Source organism: Enterococcus sp. 2STP, assembly GCF_032465635.1.
GTDB lineage: Bacteria > Bacillota > Bacilli > Lactobacillales > Enterococcaceae > Enterococcus_B > Enterococcus_B lactis.
Genome location: NZ_JAWDJH010000015.1, coordinates 128,380 through 144,482, shown reverse-complemented (window position 1 = coordinate 144,482; position 16,103 = coordinate 128,380). Strand labels below are relative to the sequence as shown.

Annotated in this window: 16 protein-coding genes; 14 read left to right on the top strand and 2 right to left on the bottom strand. The window is 38.6% G+C overall.

Features of this window, described 5'->3' with window-relative positions:
• Position 1 precedes the first annotated feature (1 nt).
• The 4 genes from RWU19_RS06050 to recN all read left to right on the top strand — a co-directional run bounded on the left by RWU19_RS06050 (position 2) and on the right by recN (position 3,975).
• Entirely contained in the window at positions 2 to 892 is an 891-nt protein-coding gene (locus RWU19_RS06050) for a polyprenyl synthetase family protein (RefSeq protein ID WP_123838042.1), read from the top strand.
• 8 nt (positions 893 to 900) lie between these two features.
• Positions 901 to 1,719, top strand: a complete 819-nt coding sequence (locus RWU19_RS06045; RefSeq protein ID WP_024634769.1) for a TlyA family RNA methyltransferase — start codon at positions 901 to 903, stop codon at positions 1,717 to 1,719.
• 106 nt (positions 1,720 to 1,825) lie between these two features.
• Positions 1,826 to 2,275: an arginine repressor gene (locus RWU19_RS06040; RefSeq protein ID WP_002291879.1), complete on the top strand. Its 450-nt coding sequence runs from the start codon at positions 1,826 to 1,828 to the stop codon at positions 2,273 to 2,275.
• Positions 2,276 to 2,292: 17 nt separating this feature from the next.
• The gene (gene recN, locus RWU19_RS06035; protein ID WP_123838043.1) at positions 2,293 to 3,975 is read left to right on the top strand and encodes a DNA repair protein RecN; all 1,683 of its coding nucleotides are present in this window, start codon (positions 2,293 to 2,295) and stop codon (positions 3,973 to 3,975) included.
• Between the two features lie 55 nt (positions 3,976 to 4,030).
• On the opposite strand, the gene RWU19_RS06030 is transcribed toward recN, so the two are convergent.
• A complete protein-coding gene (locus tag RWU19_RS06030) occupies positions 4,031 to 4,147 on the bottom strand; it encodes a DUF4044 domain-containing protein (RefSeq protein ID WP_002291876.1) in 117 nt (38 codons plus the stop codon).
• 72 nt (positions 4,148 to 4,219) lie between these two features.
• On the bottom strand, positions 4,220 to 5,176 hold the full coding sequence (locus tag RWU19_RS06025; RefSeq protein WP_010733369.1) for a magnesium transporter CorA family protein: 957 nt from the start codon (positions 5,174 to 5,176) through the stop codon (positions 4,220 to 4,222).
• Between the two features lie 170 nt (positions 5,177 to 5,346).
• Between RWU19_RS06025 and RWU19_RS06020 the strand changes: the two genes are divergently transcribed.
• The 10 genes from RWU19_RS06020 (at position 5,347) to ftsA (ending at position 16,100) form a co-directional block, all read left to right on the top strand.
• The gene (locus tag RWU19_RS06020) at positions 5,347 to 5,715 is read left to right on the top strand and encodes a DUF3397 domain-containing protein (protein WP_002291871.1); all 369 of its coding nucleotides are present in this window, start codon (positions 5,347 to 5,349) and stop codon (positions 5,713 to 5,715) included.
• Between the two features lie 169 nt (positions 5,716 to 5,884).
• Positions 5,885 to 6,316: a division/cell wall cluster transcriptional repressor MraZ gene (gene mraZ, locus RWU19_RS06015; protein ID WP_002291870.1), complete on the top strand. Its 432-nt coding sequence runs from the start codon at positions 5,885 to 5,887 to the stop codon at positions 6,314 to 6,316.
• Between the two features lie 20 nt (positions 6,317 to 6,336).
• Positions 6,337 to 7,296 (top strand): 16S rRNA (cytosine(1402)-N(4))-methyltransferase RsmH, encoded by a 960-nt coding sequence (gene rsmH / locus RWU19_RS06010; RefSeq protein ID WP_002291868.1) that lies wholly within the window; start codon positions 6,337 to 6,339, stop codon positions 7,294 to 7,296.
• Between the two features lie 4 nt (positions 7,297 to 7,300).
• Complete coding sequence (gene ftsL / locus RWU19_RS06005) at positions 7,301 to 7,702, top strand: cell division protein FtsL (protein ID WP_002291866.1); 402 nt, start codon at positions 7,301 to 7,303, stop codon at positions 7,700 to 7,702.
• Entirely contained in the window at positions 7,703 to 9,895 is a 2,193-nt protein-coding gene (locus RWU19_RS06000) for a penicillin-binding transpeptidase domain-containing protein (RefSeq protein ID WP_002310275.1), read from the top strand. It abuts the gene before it with no gap.
• Between the two features lie 25 nt (positions 9,896 to 9,920).
• Complete coding sequence (gene mraY / locus RWU19_RS05995; protein ID WP_002291862.1) at positions 9,921 to 10,883, top strand: phospho-N-acetylmuramoyl-pentapeptide-transferase; 963 nt, start codon at positions 9,921 to 9,923, stop codon at positions 10,881 to 10,883.
• A gap of 13 nt (positions 10,884 to 10,896) precedes the next feature.
• Positions 10,897 to 12,258, top strand: coding sequence for a UDP-N-acetylmuramoyl-L-alanine--D-glutamate ligase (murD, locus tag RWU19_RS05990; RefSeq protein ID WP_002315409.1), 1,362 nt, complete (start codon positions 10,897 to 10,899; stop codon positions 12,256 to 12,258).
• Positions 12,259 to 12,283: 25 nt separating this feature from the next.
• The gene (gene murG / locus RWU19_RS05985) at positions 12,284 to 13,372 is read left to right on the top strand and encodes an undecaprenyldiphospho-muramoylpentapeptide beta-N-acetylglucosaminyltransferase (protein ID WP_123838044.1); all 1,089 of its coding nucleotides are present in this window, start codon (positions 12,284 to 12,286) and stop codon (positions 13,370 to 13,372) included.
• 14 nt (positions 13,373 to 13,386) lie between these two features.
• Positions 13,387 to 14,619, top strand: a complete 1,233-nt coding sequence (locus RWU19_RS05980) for a cell division protein FtsQ/DivIB (protein ID WP_047929900.1) — start codon at positions 13,387 to 13,389, stop codon at positions 14,617 to 14,619.
• A 155-nt stretch (positions 14,620 to 14,774) separates the two neighbouring features.
• On the top strand, positions 14,775 to 16,100 hold the full coding sequence (gene ftsA, locus RWU19_RS05975) for a cell division protein FtsA (protein WP_123838045.1): 1,326 nt from the start codon (positions 14,775 to 14,777) through the stop codon (positions 16,098 to 16,100).
• Positions 16,101 to 16,103 lie beyond the last annotated feature (3 nt).

The window sequence follows — 16,103 nt, the reverse complement described above, 5'->3', positions numbered from 1 at the left end:
GATGAGATTAACTGACTTTTCAGCTATTCATCTACCTGCTGTAGAAAAAGAAATCTTGTCTTTTTTAGATGAACATACGACGGATAGAGCACTCTGTGATGCGATGACTTATTCAGTGAAAGCAGGTGGAAAAAGAATCCGTCCCTTATTACTTTTAGCGGCCGTTGCTTCCTTTGATGAGCCTATCGATGTTCCCGTCTATCAAGTAGCAGCTGCTTTAGAAATGGTGCATACGTATTCCTTGATCCACGATGATTTGCCTGCGATGGACAATGATGATCTTCGAAGGGGAAAACCTACCAATCACAAAGTATTCGGCGAAGCGTTAGCTATATTGGCTGGAGATGGTTTACTGACAGGCGCATTCCAGCTGATCAGTATGGCACACTTGGGTCATTCTCCTAAGCTTCTGTTGCTTCAGCAATTAGCTGTTTGTGCGGGGTCACAAGGTATGGTGGCTGGACAAGCTGCAGATATCGAAGGAGAATCAAAAAAGCTTTCATTAGAGGAATTAGCATTAATTCATGAAAGAAAGACAGGACGTTTGATTCGTTATGCCTTGCTAGCTGGAGGTATATTAGCGAAGCAACCTGAAGAAATCTTATTGCTACTTCAACGATTAGCCGAACATTTAGGTTTGGCTTTCCAGATAAGAGATGATCTACTTGATGTGATTGGTACAACGAAAACGTTAGGGAAAACAGCTGGCAAAGATGAACGTATGGAAAAAAACACTTACCCGCGTTTATTAGGACTAGAAAAGACACATGAGGCGTTGGAGATTGAGTTGTTATCCGCTAATAAGATCATAGACAAATTAGAAGAGGACGTTTTTTCTTTTGATGGCGGGCTGATGCGCCAGATGATCAAGCAATTTGATGTGGAGAAATGAGGGAAAGAATGGAAAAAGAACGCGTAGATGTATTAGCGGTCAAACAAGGATTATTTGAAACAAGAGAACAAGCCAAACGTTCAGTTATGGCTGGTTTGATTTACAACGAAAAAAACGAGCGGTTTGATAAACCGGGAGAAAAAATTCCAGTAAGTAGTGAATTAAGAGTCAAAGGTAAAAAACTTCCTTATGTTTCTCGGGGTGGATTAAAATTAGAAAAAGCGCTCAAAGCATTTGATCTATCTGTTGAAGGAAAAACATTGTTAGATATCGGTGCTTCCACTGGCGGATTTACTGATGCAGCTTTGCAAAATGGCGCTAAAATGAGTTATGCTTTAGATGTCGGTTACAATCAGCTAGCTTGGAAAATCAGACAAGATCCTAGAGTCGTCGTAATGGAAAGAGTGAATTTTCGTTATGCAAAACCCGAAGACTTTACCTTAGGGATTCCAGAAGTTGCTGTCATCGATGTTTCTTTTATTTCACTAAAACTGATGCTGCCTCCATTACATGCTATTTTAAAAGAAGAGGGAGAAGTGATTGCCTTAATCAAACCCCAATTCGAAGCAGGCAGAGAAGCTGTAGGGAAAAACGGAATTGTTCGTGACGCACAGACCCATCAAAAAGTTTTAGAAGACATTTTGTCATTTGCGGCACAAGGTGGATATGATGTGCTGGAAGTAAGTTATTCTCCAATCACGGGGGGAGAAGGAAATATCGAGTTCTTGGCTCACTTGAGGAAGGTACCTGAAAGCGGCACGATCAATCCAGCTATTAATATGGCAGAAGTAGTTTCAAACGCACACGAACAGTTTGACCATAAATAAATTGTAACTGTGAAAATCAAGTGAGAAGTATGCGGATTCTTCTTTATTATACCAAGGAAATAAGCTATCATTGGTTAAGAAGAATAAGCTAAGGAGCGAAGACGTAATGAGAAAAAAAGATCGGCATCGTTTGATTACTCGATTGTTGAGTGAGCAAGATATCCGAAAGCAGGAAGAATTTGTTGAAATCCTGAAAAGCAAAGGAATATCTGTTACTCAAGCTACGATTTCCAGAGATATAAAGGAACTAAAACTGATTAAGGTACCGGCCTCAGATGGCGGCTACCGTTATAGTATACCAGCTGAAACAAATGAAGATGTAAATACTAAATTGGAAAAACTGTTAAAAGACGCTTTCGTAGCAGTTGACCAAATGGAAAAATTTGTTACTTTGAAAACTTTGCCGGGGAATGCTTCGGCAGCAGCGAATTTGATCGATAAGCGCTACAAGAAAGAATTATTTTCGATTATCAATGATGACGATAATGTTTTGATGATTACACGAACTGAAGACCAGGCAGTTTTACTAAAGAAAGACTTCCTGCATTACCTTTAAGTTGAGGAGCGAATGTGATGCTACAAGAAATCAGTATTACTAACTTTGCGATTATTCCGGAATTGCGGCTTTCTTTTCACGAAGGAATGACCGCGCTGACCGGAGAGACTGGTGCGGGTAAATCCATCATTATTGATGCTTTAGGTTTGTTAGCAGGAGGAAGAGGTTCAAGCGATTATATACGTCAAGGCGCAGAAAAATGCATTCTTGAAGGATTGTTTGAACTTCCGAAACAAGAAGGATTCTCTGAATTGATGGTTGAATTAGGTATCGAAACGGATGAAGACATTCTGATCGTTCGACGAGATATGTCCTTGACTGGAAAAAATGTTTGCCGAGTGAATGGTCACATCATCACGCTAGCTAATCTAAGGAAAATCGGCAGTTATTTAGTGGATATCCAAGGGCAAAACGAACATCAGGAACTGCTCCAGCCTGAATCACATCTTGCTTTATTGGATCGTTTTGGAGATGCAGCTTTCCAACAGAAGAAAAAGAGTTATCAGCAAGAATATACCTCTTATCGTGAGCTGGAAAAAAGGGTACGAAAAGTGCAGCAAAATGAAAAATCCTATGTTCAGAGAATAGATATGCTCCATTTCCAGCAAGAAGAAATAGCTGCTGCTGATTTGCAAGTCGGAGAAGAAGAGAAATTAAAAGAAGAAAGAGAAAAACTTAGCAATTATCAAAAAATTGCTGATGGATTAGCTGCAGGCTACGGAGCACTGACGAATAATGAACAAAACAGTGTAGATGGCGTTGGCTTGACCGTTGCAGAATTGCAAGGGATCGCACATCTAGATGTGGAGTATGAAGCAATTTATGAAAATATCCAAAGTGCTTACTATTTGTTACAAGATGCAATCGGAGACATGAGTCGTCAAATCGATTTGTTGGAGTTAGATGAGAACCGTTTAGAAGAAGTGACTCAACGTTTAGAATTAATCCGACAGTTGAAACGCAAATATGGCGAATCCATTGAGTCGATATTGGCTTACTATGACGAAATCACCGAAGAGCTAGCTTCTTCTGATTTTTCAGAAGGTCAATTGGACAAAATGAAAGAGGAACTAGAGCAAAAAGAGCTTCTACTTCAGCAACAAGCCGCAGATCTTCATGAAGCGCGTAAAAAAATCGCAAAAGAATTGGAAAAATCCATTCTGCATGAATTAAAAAGTCTGTATATGGAAAACACTGAGTTTGAAGTACGTTTCTTAAAAGAAGAAAACAGACAATTGAATCATGATGGGTTTGACCAAATCGAATTCTACATTACGACCAATCCAGGAGAGCCGCTGAAGCCTTTAGTGAAAGTCGCTTCTGGTGGCGAATTATCTCGGATGTTACTGGCTTTGAAAACTATTTTTTCTTCTGAGCAAGGTGTGACAAGTATTATCTTTGATGAAGTGGATACAGGTGTAAGTGGAAGAGTTGCACAAGCCATCGCGGATAAAATTTCTCAAATATCGAAATACTCTCAAGTTTTGTGCATCACTCATCTACCGCAAGTCGCCGCAGTCGCCGACTATCAATATTATATCGTGAAAGCAGTGATTGATGGTCGTACGCAAACTTCTGTTTCAGAATTGAAAACAAAAGAAAGAGAAGAAGAAATTGCACGCATGCTAGCTGGAAGTGAGATTACAAAACTGACACTCGAACATGCAAAAGAACTATTGCAACTCGCAAGAAGGACCTGATCCACCTCGTAGTGGTTCAGGTCCTTTTTAGCAGCTGATAGCTATATTTTATTTTTTACATGACACTCATGACAGCAGTCAAGACAACAGACCCAATCGTTAAAATCAGCATCGTCCAAATGACAAATTTTGTTACTTTAGCAAAAGTACTTGTTTGTTTTTTTTCACGCATTGTTTTCAACCTCGTAATTAATTAGTTAATCCAAGTGTACAATCTTTTTGTCTTTTCTACAAGAGGTCTTTTTTATAAAAACTTCCCTTTTTTTAAATAATAGGTAGTTACGATACAAATAAATAATGTTAATAGGACTAGCCAGATAAACGCATCATCTCTTTCAGCAATGGGTAGCTTGATGTTCATCCCATAGATACTTCCGACGATTGTTGGTATAGTTAATATAATCGTTAAAGAAGTTAAAATTTTCATAATATTATTCAAATTATTCGATACAATTGCTGAAAAAGTCTGATTCATTTGTTCTACTAGTTTTAATTGAATGCGAGAAGTAGTCATTGCTTGCTCTGTTTCTACCAATACATCACGCAGATGGTTTTTCAACGCATGATTTTCTTGGAAAAGTTTATTTTGTGCTAATTCTTTCAATGCATCTAAATTAGCAGAAGTCGCTTCTCTGAAATAAACAAGGCTTTTTTGGATATCCATGATTTGATAAAGTTGTTTGTTTTCAGTTGATACTTGAAGTTTGGCTTCCAAAGTATCGCATTGAGATTGAAGCGTAGCTAAATAACTGTTATAAGACAGTGTAACCTGCCAGATGAATTGAAAGAAGATATTGAGATTGGGTGAAACATCGCTTTTTGGAAAGGTTTGACTAAAGACTTTCTTTAAAAATAGTGGTTCATGATTCGTAATTGTGATAAGCTTCTTTTTGGGCGTCAAAATGATAGAGAGCGGGTATGTATCCACTTGAAAATAACCGCTAGGACTTGTTTTAGCAAACGGATATTGTAACAATAATAACGCTGGTTTTGTCAACTTTGATTGATTGAATTCTTCTGTACGGGAATTTTCTGCATCGTCCAATATGGAAGTGATGTAATCTGACGGAATTTCAAATTGATGTGTCAGCTGATGAATCTCTTCTTGATTGGGACGTTCTACACAATACCAGATCGTTTGGTCAGTTTCCTTTCCGGTATTACGCAGTTTCTCATTATCTAATGTAAAATATTTGATCATGATTTTCCTCCTGTTGCCTGTTTCTTTTATTATAACGGATAGGGGATTGGAATACATGGAATGTGTTTGTAAGATATAGAATATAACTGCATAAATTTAAATAAAATGAAACAGTTGTGTAAAGTATATACAGTATACTTGAAGCAACGATAAAAAAGGAGTTTACGTTCATGGGCACATTCACACCACTTATCTTGTTTTGGTATATTTACCCGGTAATCGTTTTGTTTGGTTGCCAATTTCTTGTAAAATTATTTTCGTTAAATCGTCGTTTTAAAATAAAAGCCCCTGATTTGGCGATTCCTTTTTTGTGGGGCGGTATGCATGCGTTGTCTAGAAACACAGCGACAATTTCTATCCTGCCGTTTTTCTTTATTTCTGTTTTACTAATGGGCATCTGTATTGCTGTTTTTCAAGCATATTATTATGAAGAAATCATTTATCCGCGTTATTTCAAGATGACTTGGCGTTTGGTATTTCTGCTGACGATCGTCTTGTACGCGGTCTTGATCATTGTGAATATACTTTCTTACCTATGAAAAAAGCAGAAAAGCTGTAAAAAGTCTTTTAAAAGGCTTTTTGCAGCTTGATTCTTAAAAAAATGTTTACGAATAAAAAAAGTTGTTCCCGGATTTCCTAGAAAAGGTGGTAGAAAGTGGGGGATTGTGGTAGACTAATTTTAGTTAGTGGAGGAATGGGGGGCTTTCAATGTTGATGGGTGAATTCCAACATAATATTGATGCAAAAGGACGTTTAATCGTTCCCTCAAAACTTCGTGAAGAACTTGGCGAAAAGTTTGTTCTGACACGCGGATTGGATGGTTGTCTTTTCGGCTATCCGATGAGCGAATGGGAAAATCTGGAAGCTAAGCTGAACGAAATGCCGTTGGCTAAAAAAGACGCACGTACATTTGTGCGATTCTTCTATTCGGCTGCCACTGAATGCGAACTTGATAAACAAGGACGGATCAATATACCAAGCACGTTAAGAAATTATGCAGCTTTGACAAAAGGGTGCGTAATCATCGGCGTATCTAACCGAATTGAAATTTGGGATGAGACACGATGGGAAGATTTTTCTGCAGAAGCAGAAGAGAATTTTGACGAAATTGCTGAAAATATGATTGATTTCGGACTATAAGAATAGGAAGAGGCTGACTAATGACTGAAACATTTCAACACTATACAGTCATGTTGAAAGAAACGGTAGATGGATTGAACATCAAACCGGATGGCGTTTATGTAGACTGTACACTCGGCGGTGCCGGACATAGTGAATATTTATTGAGCCAACTAAGTTCTAAAGGGCACCTGTATGCGTTTGACCAAGATCAAAAAGCAATCGATCACGCCAAGCTGCGTTTAGCTTCTTATGTCGAACAAGGGATGGTCACATTTATCAAAGCGAATTTCAGAGAATTAGAAGAACGCTTGAGTGAGTATGTAGATAAGGTAGATGGTATTTTGTATGACTTAGGGGTTTCCTCTCCTCAACTAGATGAAGCAGAACGTGGATTTAGTTATCATCAAGATGCACCCTTGGATATGCGTATGGATCAGTCAGCTCCTTTAACCGCTTATCACGTAATTAATGAATATTCCTACCATGAATTAGTAAAGATTTTCTTCCGCTATGGCGAGGAGAAATTTTCCAAACAAATTGCTCGTGAAATCGAACGAGTACGAAAAACAAAACCAATCCAAACAACTGGTGAGCTTGTCGAAATCATTAAACAAGTCATCCCAGCTCCCGCAAGAAGAAAAGGCGGGCATCCTGCAAAAAGAATTTTTCAAGCTGTGCGGATTGCAGTAAATGACGAACTTGGTGCCGAAGAGGCCTCTTTAGAACAGGCAATCCGGTTATTGAAAGTCAATGGAAGAATCAGTGTGATCACATTCCACTCATTAGAAGACAGAATTGTCAAAAGTATGTTTAAAGAATATAGTACGGTTCAAGATTTACCACCGGGACTTCCTGTCATACCTGATGAATTTCAACCGGAACTGAAAGTCATTACTCGTAAACCAATCCTTCCTTCAGAGGAAGAGTTAGCAGAAAACAATCGATCACGCAGTGCAAAGTTACGTATTGCAGAAAAAATAAGAATGAAAGAGGAGTAGAATGATGGCAGAATTAAAGAAAATGCAAGAGTACGAATATGATTTACCTGAATTGGTGGATCAGCCAGAACAACAAATGCCAGATTCTTCTTCGAATCAAGAAATCATTCTTCCACAATCACCAGCAAAACGATTGAAGCAGATTTCTGCTTTGGAAAAAATTGCTGTGGCAAGCGTGGCGATTGCTATTGTTGCTTTGTGTGTTTTAACAGTCATGTTGCGTACAAATATCAGCGGAGCTGAAAAAGAAATCACATCAATACAAACAGAAATCAAGGATAAAAAGCAAGAAAAAACGAGTTTAGAACAAGAAAAAAATGAACTTTCTCGTACTGAACGGATTAAACAAATCGCAGAAGAAAAAGGATTGTCTATTAATGACGACAATTTAAGGAAAGTGAAGTAAATGAGTCTTAAAAATAAAATTCGGCGGTTTATGGAAAAGAAAAATCTAAATCCGATGAACAATCGCAAAAAAGTAGGTATCATTTTATTTGCTACGAGTATTGGATTGTTCTTTTTATTTGCCGTCCGTTTCTCGTATATCGTTATTGGAGGTCATGTTGCTGGTACCTCATTAGCTGAAAAAACAAAACAGTTGTACCAAGGAAGTGAAGTAGTAAAAGCAAAAAGAGGAACGATTTATGATCGTAACGGTGTGGCGCTCGCAGAAGATGCCTCCTCTTATTCAATTAAAGCGATACTCTCAAAAACATATACTTCTGGGGATAAAAAGCTGTATGTCGAAGAAAAGAATTTTGATAAAATAGCAGAAATCCTGCATAAGAATCTTTCTATAGACAAAAAAGATGCACTGAATATTTTAGAAGACGGCGCAAAAAAAGAGCTGTATCAAGTTGAATTTGGTAGCTATGGGAAAAATATCTCCCAAGAAACCAAGCAAAACATCGAAGCAGATATGAAAAAAGAAGGTGTCGCTGGTCTTTACTTTGTCGACCATCAGGCTCGGATGTATCCAAATGGCGTCTTTTCTTCTCATTTTATCGGATATGCAGTTCCAGACAAAGATGAGAATGGCTTAGTTGGTAAACTAGGTTTGGAGTCTGCTTACAATGATATTTTGAGCGGTAAAGATGGTAAGATTATTTATCAAAAAGATAATTTTCAAAATCCTCTGCCAGGTACAGTAGCAGAAGAAGAAAAAGCTGTTGATGGACAAGATATCTACACGACTTTGGACAGTAGACTACAAAGTTATTTGGAAACACTGATGGATCAAGTAAATGAAGAATATCAACCGGAAGAATTGACAGCAGTCTTGATGAAAGCAAAAACTGGAGAGATTTTGGCGATGGGGCAGCGTCCTACTTTCAATCCCGAAACAATGGAAGGTTTGACTGGAGAAGATGCTATCTGGCGTAATTTCTTGGTACAAGATAGTTATGAGCCAGGATCAACCATGAAAGTTTTCACTACTGCAGCCGCTATCGAAGAAGGAGAATTCAACGAGAATGAAACCTTCCAATCTGGAAAAATCCAAGTAGAAGATGCGACGATCAATGACCATGACTTTGGTGAAAAAGGTGTGCTGACCATGCGTCAAGCTCTTTCATGGTCAAGTAACGTCGGGATGGTCATACTGGAACAGCGATTAGGCGGACGATGGTACAATTATTTACAAAAACTAGGATTTGGACAAAGTACCCATTCTGGATTAGATGACGAAGTAAATGGTGCTTTGCCTACATCAAATATTGTCGACCGAGCAATGAGTGCTTATGGACAAGCAGTAGGTGTGACGAATTTCCAAATGATGAAAGCTTTCACTTCTATTGCGAATAACGGTACAATGATTCAACCTCGATATATCAGCAAAGTAGTGGATCCTCAAACTGGAGAAGAGCGAACAACTCAAACAGAAGTTCTAGGACAACCTTTTTCAAAAGAAACAACAGAAAAAGTCCGTGAATATATGAGAGATGTTGTCGAAAGCGAAAACTACGGTAGTGCTTATGGCGTATATAGTGTACCTGGATACAATGTATCGGCAAAAACCGGAACAGCCCAAATCGCTTCTGATACAGGGGGATACCAAACAGGAGATACAGCCTACCTGTATTCGATTGTGGAGATGGTTCCTTCTGAAGATCCAGACTATGTCTTGTATCTAACAATGAAACACCCTAAGACATATGATCGAATGGCTTTGGCTAAAATCGCAAATCCATTGATGAAACGGGCAATGGATTTTAAAGAAACTGAAGAAGATACGGATACAGAAACCAAAACAGAAAAAGTATCCGTAGCCGATTATCGTAATCTAGAAGCAGATGTTGCAGCAGCGGATGCTCAAAAAAGCGGACTGCAACCTGTCGTTATCGGTAACGGGAAAAAAGTACAAAAACAATCTACTGCCAACGGTGATCAGTTGATCTCTGGAGAAAAACTGATTCTATATACTGGCGGCGACAAGCTGATGCCTGATGTAACTGGATGGTCAAAAGCAGATATCATGAAGCTAGGGAAAATCCTTGGTATCGAAGTTAGTTTTGATGGGGATGGTTATTGTGTCAAACAAGAACTTGCTCCATATGAAAAAATCACAAAAGAAAAACTTAATTTTACTTTAGAAGAATAAGAAGAGAAATAGGAGAGAAATGAGCATGGAATGGACACAAGCATTGATTCCCATTGTCAGCAGTTGTGCAATGACGATTGCCGCAATGCCGCTATTTATTGGTTACTTTCAAATGAAAAAGCAAGGTCAGGCGATTCGCGAGGAGGGACCAAAGTGGCACAATATCAAAGCCGGAACTCCTACAATGGGCGGCTTAGTGTTTCTGATCGGCTCTATTTTGACAGGGATTTGGGTTGGAGCTTGGCAAAAACAGCTGACTCCTACTCTTTTCATCTTGCTTTTTGTATTAGCATTATATGGAGTAATTGGTTTTCTTGATGATTTTATAAAGATCTTCAAGAAAAGAAACATGGGGCTGAACTCGAAACAGAAACTGATTGGACAGGTTCTAGGGGGAATCATCTTTTATCTTGTTTACCGTTCTGAAGGCTATCCAGGTGTATTGAATTTCTTTGGGTTGGATCTGCCTTTAGGAATCATTTATGGGGTTTTCGCTATCTTCTGGCTTGTTGGATTTTCAAATGCGGTCAATCTGACGGATGGTATCGATGGATTAGTTGCTGGCTTAGGCAGCATCTCTTTTGCAGCTTACGGTCTGATTGCTTGGCATCAGCATCAGTATGATGTATTAATCATTTGTCTCAGTGTCTTAGGTGGTTTACTTGGATTCTTCGTCTATAACCGGAAACCTGCCAAGATTTTTATGGGAGATGTTGGTTCATTAGCTTTGGGCGGACTTTTAGCGGCTATTTCTATGATGCTGAACCAAGAGTGGACATTGCTTTTGATTGGCTTGATTTATGTTATGGAAACTGCAAGTGTGATGCTTCAAGTTACATCCTTTAAACTTACGGGAAAACGAATTTTTAAAATGTCTCCAATCCACCATCATTTTGAAATGTGCGGATGGTCGGAGTGGAAGATTGATACAGTTTTTTGGTTGATCAGCATTGTGACTTCATTGATCACATTATGGATCGTTTGGTAGGAGATGACAGGAAATGAAAAAAATATCAACATATGAAAATAAAAAAGTGCTTGTCTTAGGACTCGCAAAAAGCGGAGTAAGTGCGGCCAAATTATTACATGAATTGGGCGCACTTGTCACCGTTAATGACGGAAAACCTTTTGATGAAAATCCGGAAGCACAAGAATTGCTTTCTTTAGGGATAAAAGTAATAACAGGCAGTCATCCAATCGAATTACTAGATGAAGAATTTTCGTTGATGGTCAAAAATCCTGGGATTCCCTACAGCCATCCTTTAGTAGCAAAAGCCCAAGAAATGGGTATTCCGGTAATTACGGAAGTGGAGCTAGCTTACGAAGTAGCGGAATGCCCAATTATTGGGATTACAGGAACGAATGGAAAAACCACGACAACAACAATGACTGGACTACTACTGAATGCAGGCGTAGACAAAGGAGTTGCCCGTTTAGCAGGAAATATTGGGTATCCAGCAAGTGGTGTCGCGCAAGAAGCGAAACCAGAAGATAAAATCGTGATGGAGTTATCTAGTTTTCAACTCATGGGAATCACAGATTTCCATCCTCATATAGCGGTGATCACCAATATTTATGAAGCACATATTGATTATCATGGCACAAGAAAAGAATACGTCAAAGCTAAATGGAACCTTCAAAAAAATATGACAGCTGAAGATTATCTGGTTCTTAACTGGAATCAGTCAGAACTACAAGAATTAGCGCAAAGAACAAAAGCACGCGTCCTGCCTTTTTCGACAAAAGAAGTGTTGGAAGACGGTGTGTATGCTGACGATCACGCAATTTATTATAGAAAAGAAAAAATAATGGAAATTTCTGAACTTGGCGTACCAGGTACGCATAATGTAGAAAATGCGCTAGCTGCTATTACTGTAGCAAAATTGTATGGTGTATCAAATGAAGCTATACGACAAACGTTGCATTTATTCCATGGCGTGCCGCATCGTACGCAATATGTAGGAGAGATTCAAGGCAGAAAATTTTATAATGATTCAAAAGCAACCAATATTTTAGCGACTAAAATGGCTCTAAGCGGATTTGAAACGGCTAAGGTCGTGTTATTGGCAGGCGGATTAGATAGAGGAAATACATTTGATGAATTGGTTCCTTCACTAAAAGGAATCAAAGCAATGATCGTATTTGGTCAAACAAAAGAAAAATTGATCGATGCTGGAAAAAAAGCAGGCATCGAAACGATAGTAACAGCCGATTCTGTAGAACAAGCAGTTCCTTTAGCATTAGAAAACAGTACAGATGGTGATGTGATTTTATTATCACCAGCGAATGCCAGCTGGGATCAATACCCTAATTTTGAAACTAGAGGAAACCGATTCATGGAAGCTGTGAATCAATTAAAATAGAAAAAGTAGAAGCGAGCGATAAAAAATGAAAATTTTGGTTACAGGCGGAGGAACGGGAGGACATATTTATCCGGCTCTTGCCTTTGTCAATTATGTGAAGACTCAAGAACCGAATGCTGAATTCATGTATGTGGGAGCAAAACGTGGTCTGGAAAATAAAATTGTCCCTGATACAGGAATGCCTTTCCATACTTTGGAGATTCAAGGCTTTAAACGAAAAATTTCCATGCATAATATCAAGACAATCCGATTGTTTCTTAAGAGTATCCGTCAAGCAAAAAAAATCCTCAGTGATTTTCAACCAGATATCGTTATCGGTACTGGAGGATATGTATCCGGAGCGGTAGTGTATGCTGCATCAAAAATGGGAATTCCAACTATTATCCATGAACAAAACAGTGTACCAGGTGTTACCAATAAATTTTTAAGCCGATATGTGGATCGGATCGCTCTTTCATTCAAAGATGCGGCTCCTTTTTTTCCCGAAAACAAATCAGTCCTTGTAGGTAATCCTCGAGCACAAGAAGTAGCAGATACTAAAAAATCAGATATTTTGAAAACATTTGGGTTGGATCCAGAAAAGAAAACAGTTTTGATTTTTGGCGGCAGTCAAGGAGCACTTAAAATCAATCAAGCGGTATCGGTTTTTTTAAGTGAATATATTCCTTCCTCTTATCAAGTCTTGTATGCTTCAGGAGAAAGATATTATGACGAAATCCTAAATAAAATAAATCCTGAAATACAAAACATTAGTGTCCAGCCTTACATCAAAAACATGGCAGAAGTCATGGCTTCGAGCAATCTGCTAGTGGGACGTGCTGGAGCAACTTCGATCGCAGAATTTACAGCTTTGGGGCTTCCGGCAGTGCTGGTTCCCAGTCCATATGTTACGAATGATCATCAGACTAAAAATGCAATGAGTCTTGTTCATGCAGGAGCAGCAAAAATGATTGCGGATAATGAGCTAACGGGTGAATCACTAAGTCAGACAATTAACGAAATCATGGATGATGAAGAATTGCAAAAGCAAATGTGCCGAGCTTCTAAAGAACAAGGCATCCCTGATGCTTCAAAACGTCTTTATGACGTAGTGAATCAAATAATCAAAAAATAAAGGCGGTGGTCTTAGTGAGTAAGAAAAAAGAACCTAGAAAATTGTCTCATCCGTCTTCTGATGAAAACAATTTGACTCCTTGGCAAAAGGCTAACCGAAAATATCTGGCAGAACAAGGGATGAAAAACCAAGAGCCAAAAAAAGAAGACACACCATTAGACACACCCCTTTCAGATTCTGAAGAAGAAAGAACGGTTCAAGAGGAACAGCAAGAAACAAGCCAGTCAGAAAGCCAGTCCGAGAAAAAAATCGAATTTTTTGAAGAGATCAAGCAAAAGAAAAACGGTGGCCCGTATAACGGTTCTTTTTTGAATCGTCTCCCCAATTTAAAAAGTCAAAGGCATAAAGTACTGTTTCGTCGGTTAGCATTGATTATTACTGTATTGGGCATACCGCTGATTTTTTTGATCTATTATGTTTCTCCTTATAGCAAGCTACAAGCAGTTGCAGTGTCAGGTAATAAGGTAGTCAACAGTCAGGAAATCATCTCTGATACCAAATTGTCATTGGGAGAAAATGTCTGGGGGCAGTATTTCGATCGATCCACTTATATCGAACGGCTAAAAAAAGCACAGCCGAGAATCGAAAAAGCAGCTATACACTTCAAAGGGATAAATGAGTTCGATTTGGATGTGACAGAATATAAAGAAATCGCTTTGATTGCAAAAGATAATCAATACTATCCAGTAATTGAAAATGGAACAGTATTAGATGAAAAAGTAGCAAATCCTACAAAAAATCTCCCTATCTTGGAAGAGTTCAAAGATTCAGCAAAAATCAAAGAATTAACAAAGCAATACAATCAGTTATCATCAGAATTGCAAAAAGCAATCTCTGAAATCAAGTATACACCAAGAGCAAGTAATAAAAACCTGATCCAATTGAACATGAATGATGGCAATCAAGTCATTGTAAATATCAATAATCTTGCGAACCAAATGAAATATTATTCGCAAGTAGCCAAAGACATGGATGAAAAAGGTGTGATCGACATGGAAGTTGGCATCTACTCATATCCTTACAGCAGTACTCAAGAAACGGCAGAATCGGACCAAACGGAAGAAACAACTGGAAGTGAGGAAAACGCGGATCAAACAAATGGGTCAAGTGAAGAGGCAGAAACGCAAGCAGCAGATACACCTGAATCGTCTGATACAAACGGCTCATCTGATTCAAATAATTCAAGTGAAACAAGTCAAATAGAAGACAATCCAAGTACAACTCCGTCAAGTTTAAATGAAAATTGATAAAACAACTTTAAAAAGTAAGAATGTACTTTCTAAAAACCAGTAATTTATGGTAGAATTGAAAGCAGTGAATATATCTATTAATAAGTATATTTTAAAACGGACGCTAGTTGTTCGCTTGTATATGGAATAGTAAGTAGGAGGGAATCCCATTCATGGCAAAAACAGGAATGTATGTAGGCCTTGATATTGGAACGACATCTGTTAAAGTTGTCGTGGCTGAATATATCGACAGCCAAATGAATATTATTGGAGTAGGAAACGCAAAATCAGAAGGGATTAACCGAGGCATTATCGTTGATATCGATAAAACGGTCCAAGCGATACAACGAGCAGTACGACAAGCAGAAGAAAAAGCAGGTATCCAGATCAAAGGCGTAAGTGTCGGTTTGCCAGCAAACATGCTTGAAGTAGAAAATTGCCAGGGAATGATTGCAGTTAACGGAGATTCAAAGGAAATCACCGATGAAGATGTCAGAAATGTGGCTTCTGCTGCCCTTGTTCGTTCAATACCTCCTGAACGTCAAATCGTGTCAATTTTGCCACAAGATTTTACTGTCGATGGATTCGAGGGGATCAAAGACCCTCGTGGAATGATCGGCGTAAGATTAGAAATGTACGGTCTGTTGTTTACCGGACCAAAAACGATCATCCATAACATACGTAAATGCGTGGAAAATGCCGGATTAATCGTCAATGAAATGGTGATTGCTCCTTTAGCGCTGACAGAATCAATTCTTTCTGACGGAGAAAAAGATTTTGGTACGATCGTTATTGATATGGGTGGTGGCCAAACGACAACAGCTGTTATGCATGATAAGCAATTGAAGTTTACCAGTCTCGACCAAGAAGGTGGCGAATTTGTCACTAAAGATATCTCTATTGTATTAAATACGTCTTTTAACAATGCAGAAGCGTTGAAAATAAATTACGGGGATGCATATCCAGAACGGACATCACCAGATGAAGAGTTTCCAGTAGATGTAATTGGCCAGTCAGAACCAGTGAAAGTCGATGAACGCTATTTGTCAGAAATTATTTCAGCTCGTATGGAACAGATTTTCAACAAAGCAAAAGATGCATTGGACCAAATCGAAGCATTAGAGTTGCCAGGTGGCGTCGTATTGACAGGCGGAGCTGCTAGTCTTCCAGGTGTTGTGGACTTGGCGCAAGAAATCTTCGGCGTAAATGTGAAACTGTATGTTCCAAATCACATGGGACTGAGAAACCCGGTATTTACAAATGTAATAAGTATCGTTGATTATTCAGCAAACTTGAGCGAAGTGTATCAATTGGCAAAAATTGCTGTTACAGGTGAGACCTCAGCAGCTCGTCAAATGGTAGTTGAACAAGAAACAACAAACACATATGAAAGCTATGAAGCACCTGAAGAAACAGTCTACGATGAGCCGGAACCAAAAGAATCCGGAGAAAATGTAAAAAATAAAATCAAGGGTTTCTTTACAAATATTTTTGATTAATTC

Coding starts and splice junctions, on each gene's coding strand:
- RWU19_RS06050 (WP_123838042.1), top strand. CDS start 2: ATGAGATTAACTGACTTTTCAGCTATTCATCTACCTGCTGTAGAAAAA.
- RWU19_RS06045 (WP_024634769.1), top strand. CDS start 901: ATGGAAAAAGAACGCGTAGATGTATTAGCGGTCAAACAAGGATTATTT.
- RWU19_RS06040 (WP_002291879.1), top strand. CDS start 1,826: ATGAGAAAAAAAGATCGGCATCGTTTGATTACTCGATTGTTGAGTGAG.
- recN (WP_123838043.1), top strand. CDS start 2,293: ATGCTACAAGAAATCAGTATTACTAACTTTGCGATTATTCCGGAATTG.
- RWU19_RS06030 (WP_002291876.1), bottom strand. CDS start 4,147: ATGCGTGAAAAAAAACAAACAAGTACTTTTGCTAAAGTAACAAAATTT.
- RWU19_RS06025 (WP_010733369.1), bottom strand. CDS start 5,176: ATGATCAAATATTTTACATTAGATAATGAGAAACTGCGTAATACCGGA.
- RWU19_RS06020 (WP_002291871.1), top strand. CDS start 5,347: ATGGGCACATTCACACCACTTATCTTGTTTTGGTATATTTACCCGGTA.
- mraZ (WP_002291870.1), top strand. CDS start 5,885: ATGTTGATGGGTGAATTCCAACATAATATTGATGCAAAAGGACGTTTA.
- rsmH (WP_002291868.1), top strand. CDS start 6,337: ATGACTGAAACATTTCAACACTATACAGTCATGTTGAAAGAAACGGTA.
- ftsL (WP_002291866.1), top strand. CDS start 7,301: ATGGCAGAATTAAAGAAAATGCAAGAGTACGAATATGATTTACCTGAA.
- RWU19_RS06000 (WP_002310275.1), top strand. CDS start 7,703: ATGAGTCTTAAAAATAAAATTCGGCGGTTTATGGAAAAGAAAAATCTA.
- mraY (WP_002291862.1), top strand. CDS start 9,921: ATGGAATGGACACAAGCATTGATTCCCATTGTCAGCAGTTGTGCAATG.
- murD (WP_002315409.1), top strand. CDS start 10,897: ATGAAAAAAATATCAACATATGAAAATAAAAAAGTGCTTGTCTTAGGA.
- murG (WP_123838044.1), top strand. CDS start 12,284: ATGAAAATTTTGGTTACAGGCGGAGGAACGGGAGGACATATTTATCCG.
- ftsA (WP_123838045.1), top strand. CDS start 14,775: ATGGCAAAAACAGGAATGTATGTAGGCCTTGATATTGGAACGACATCT.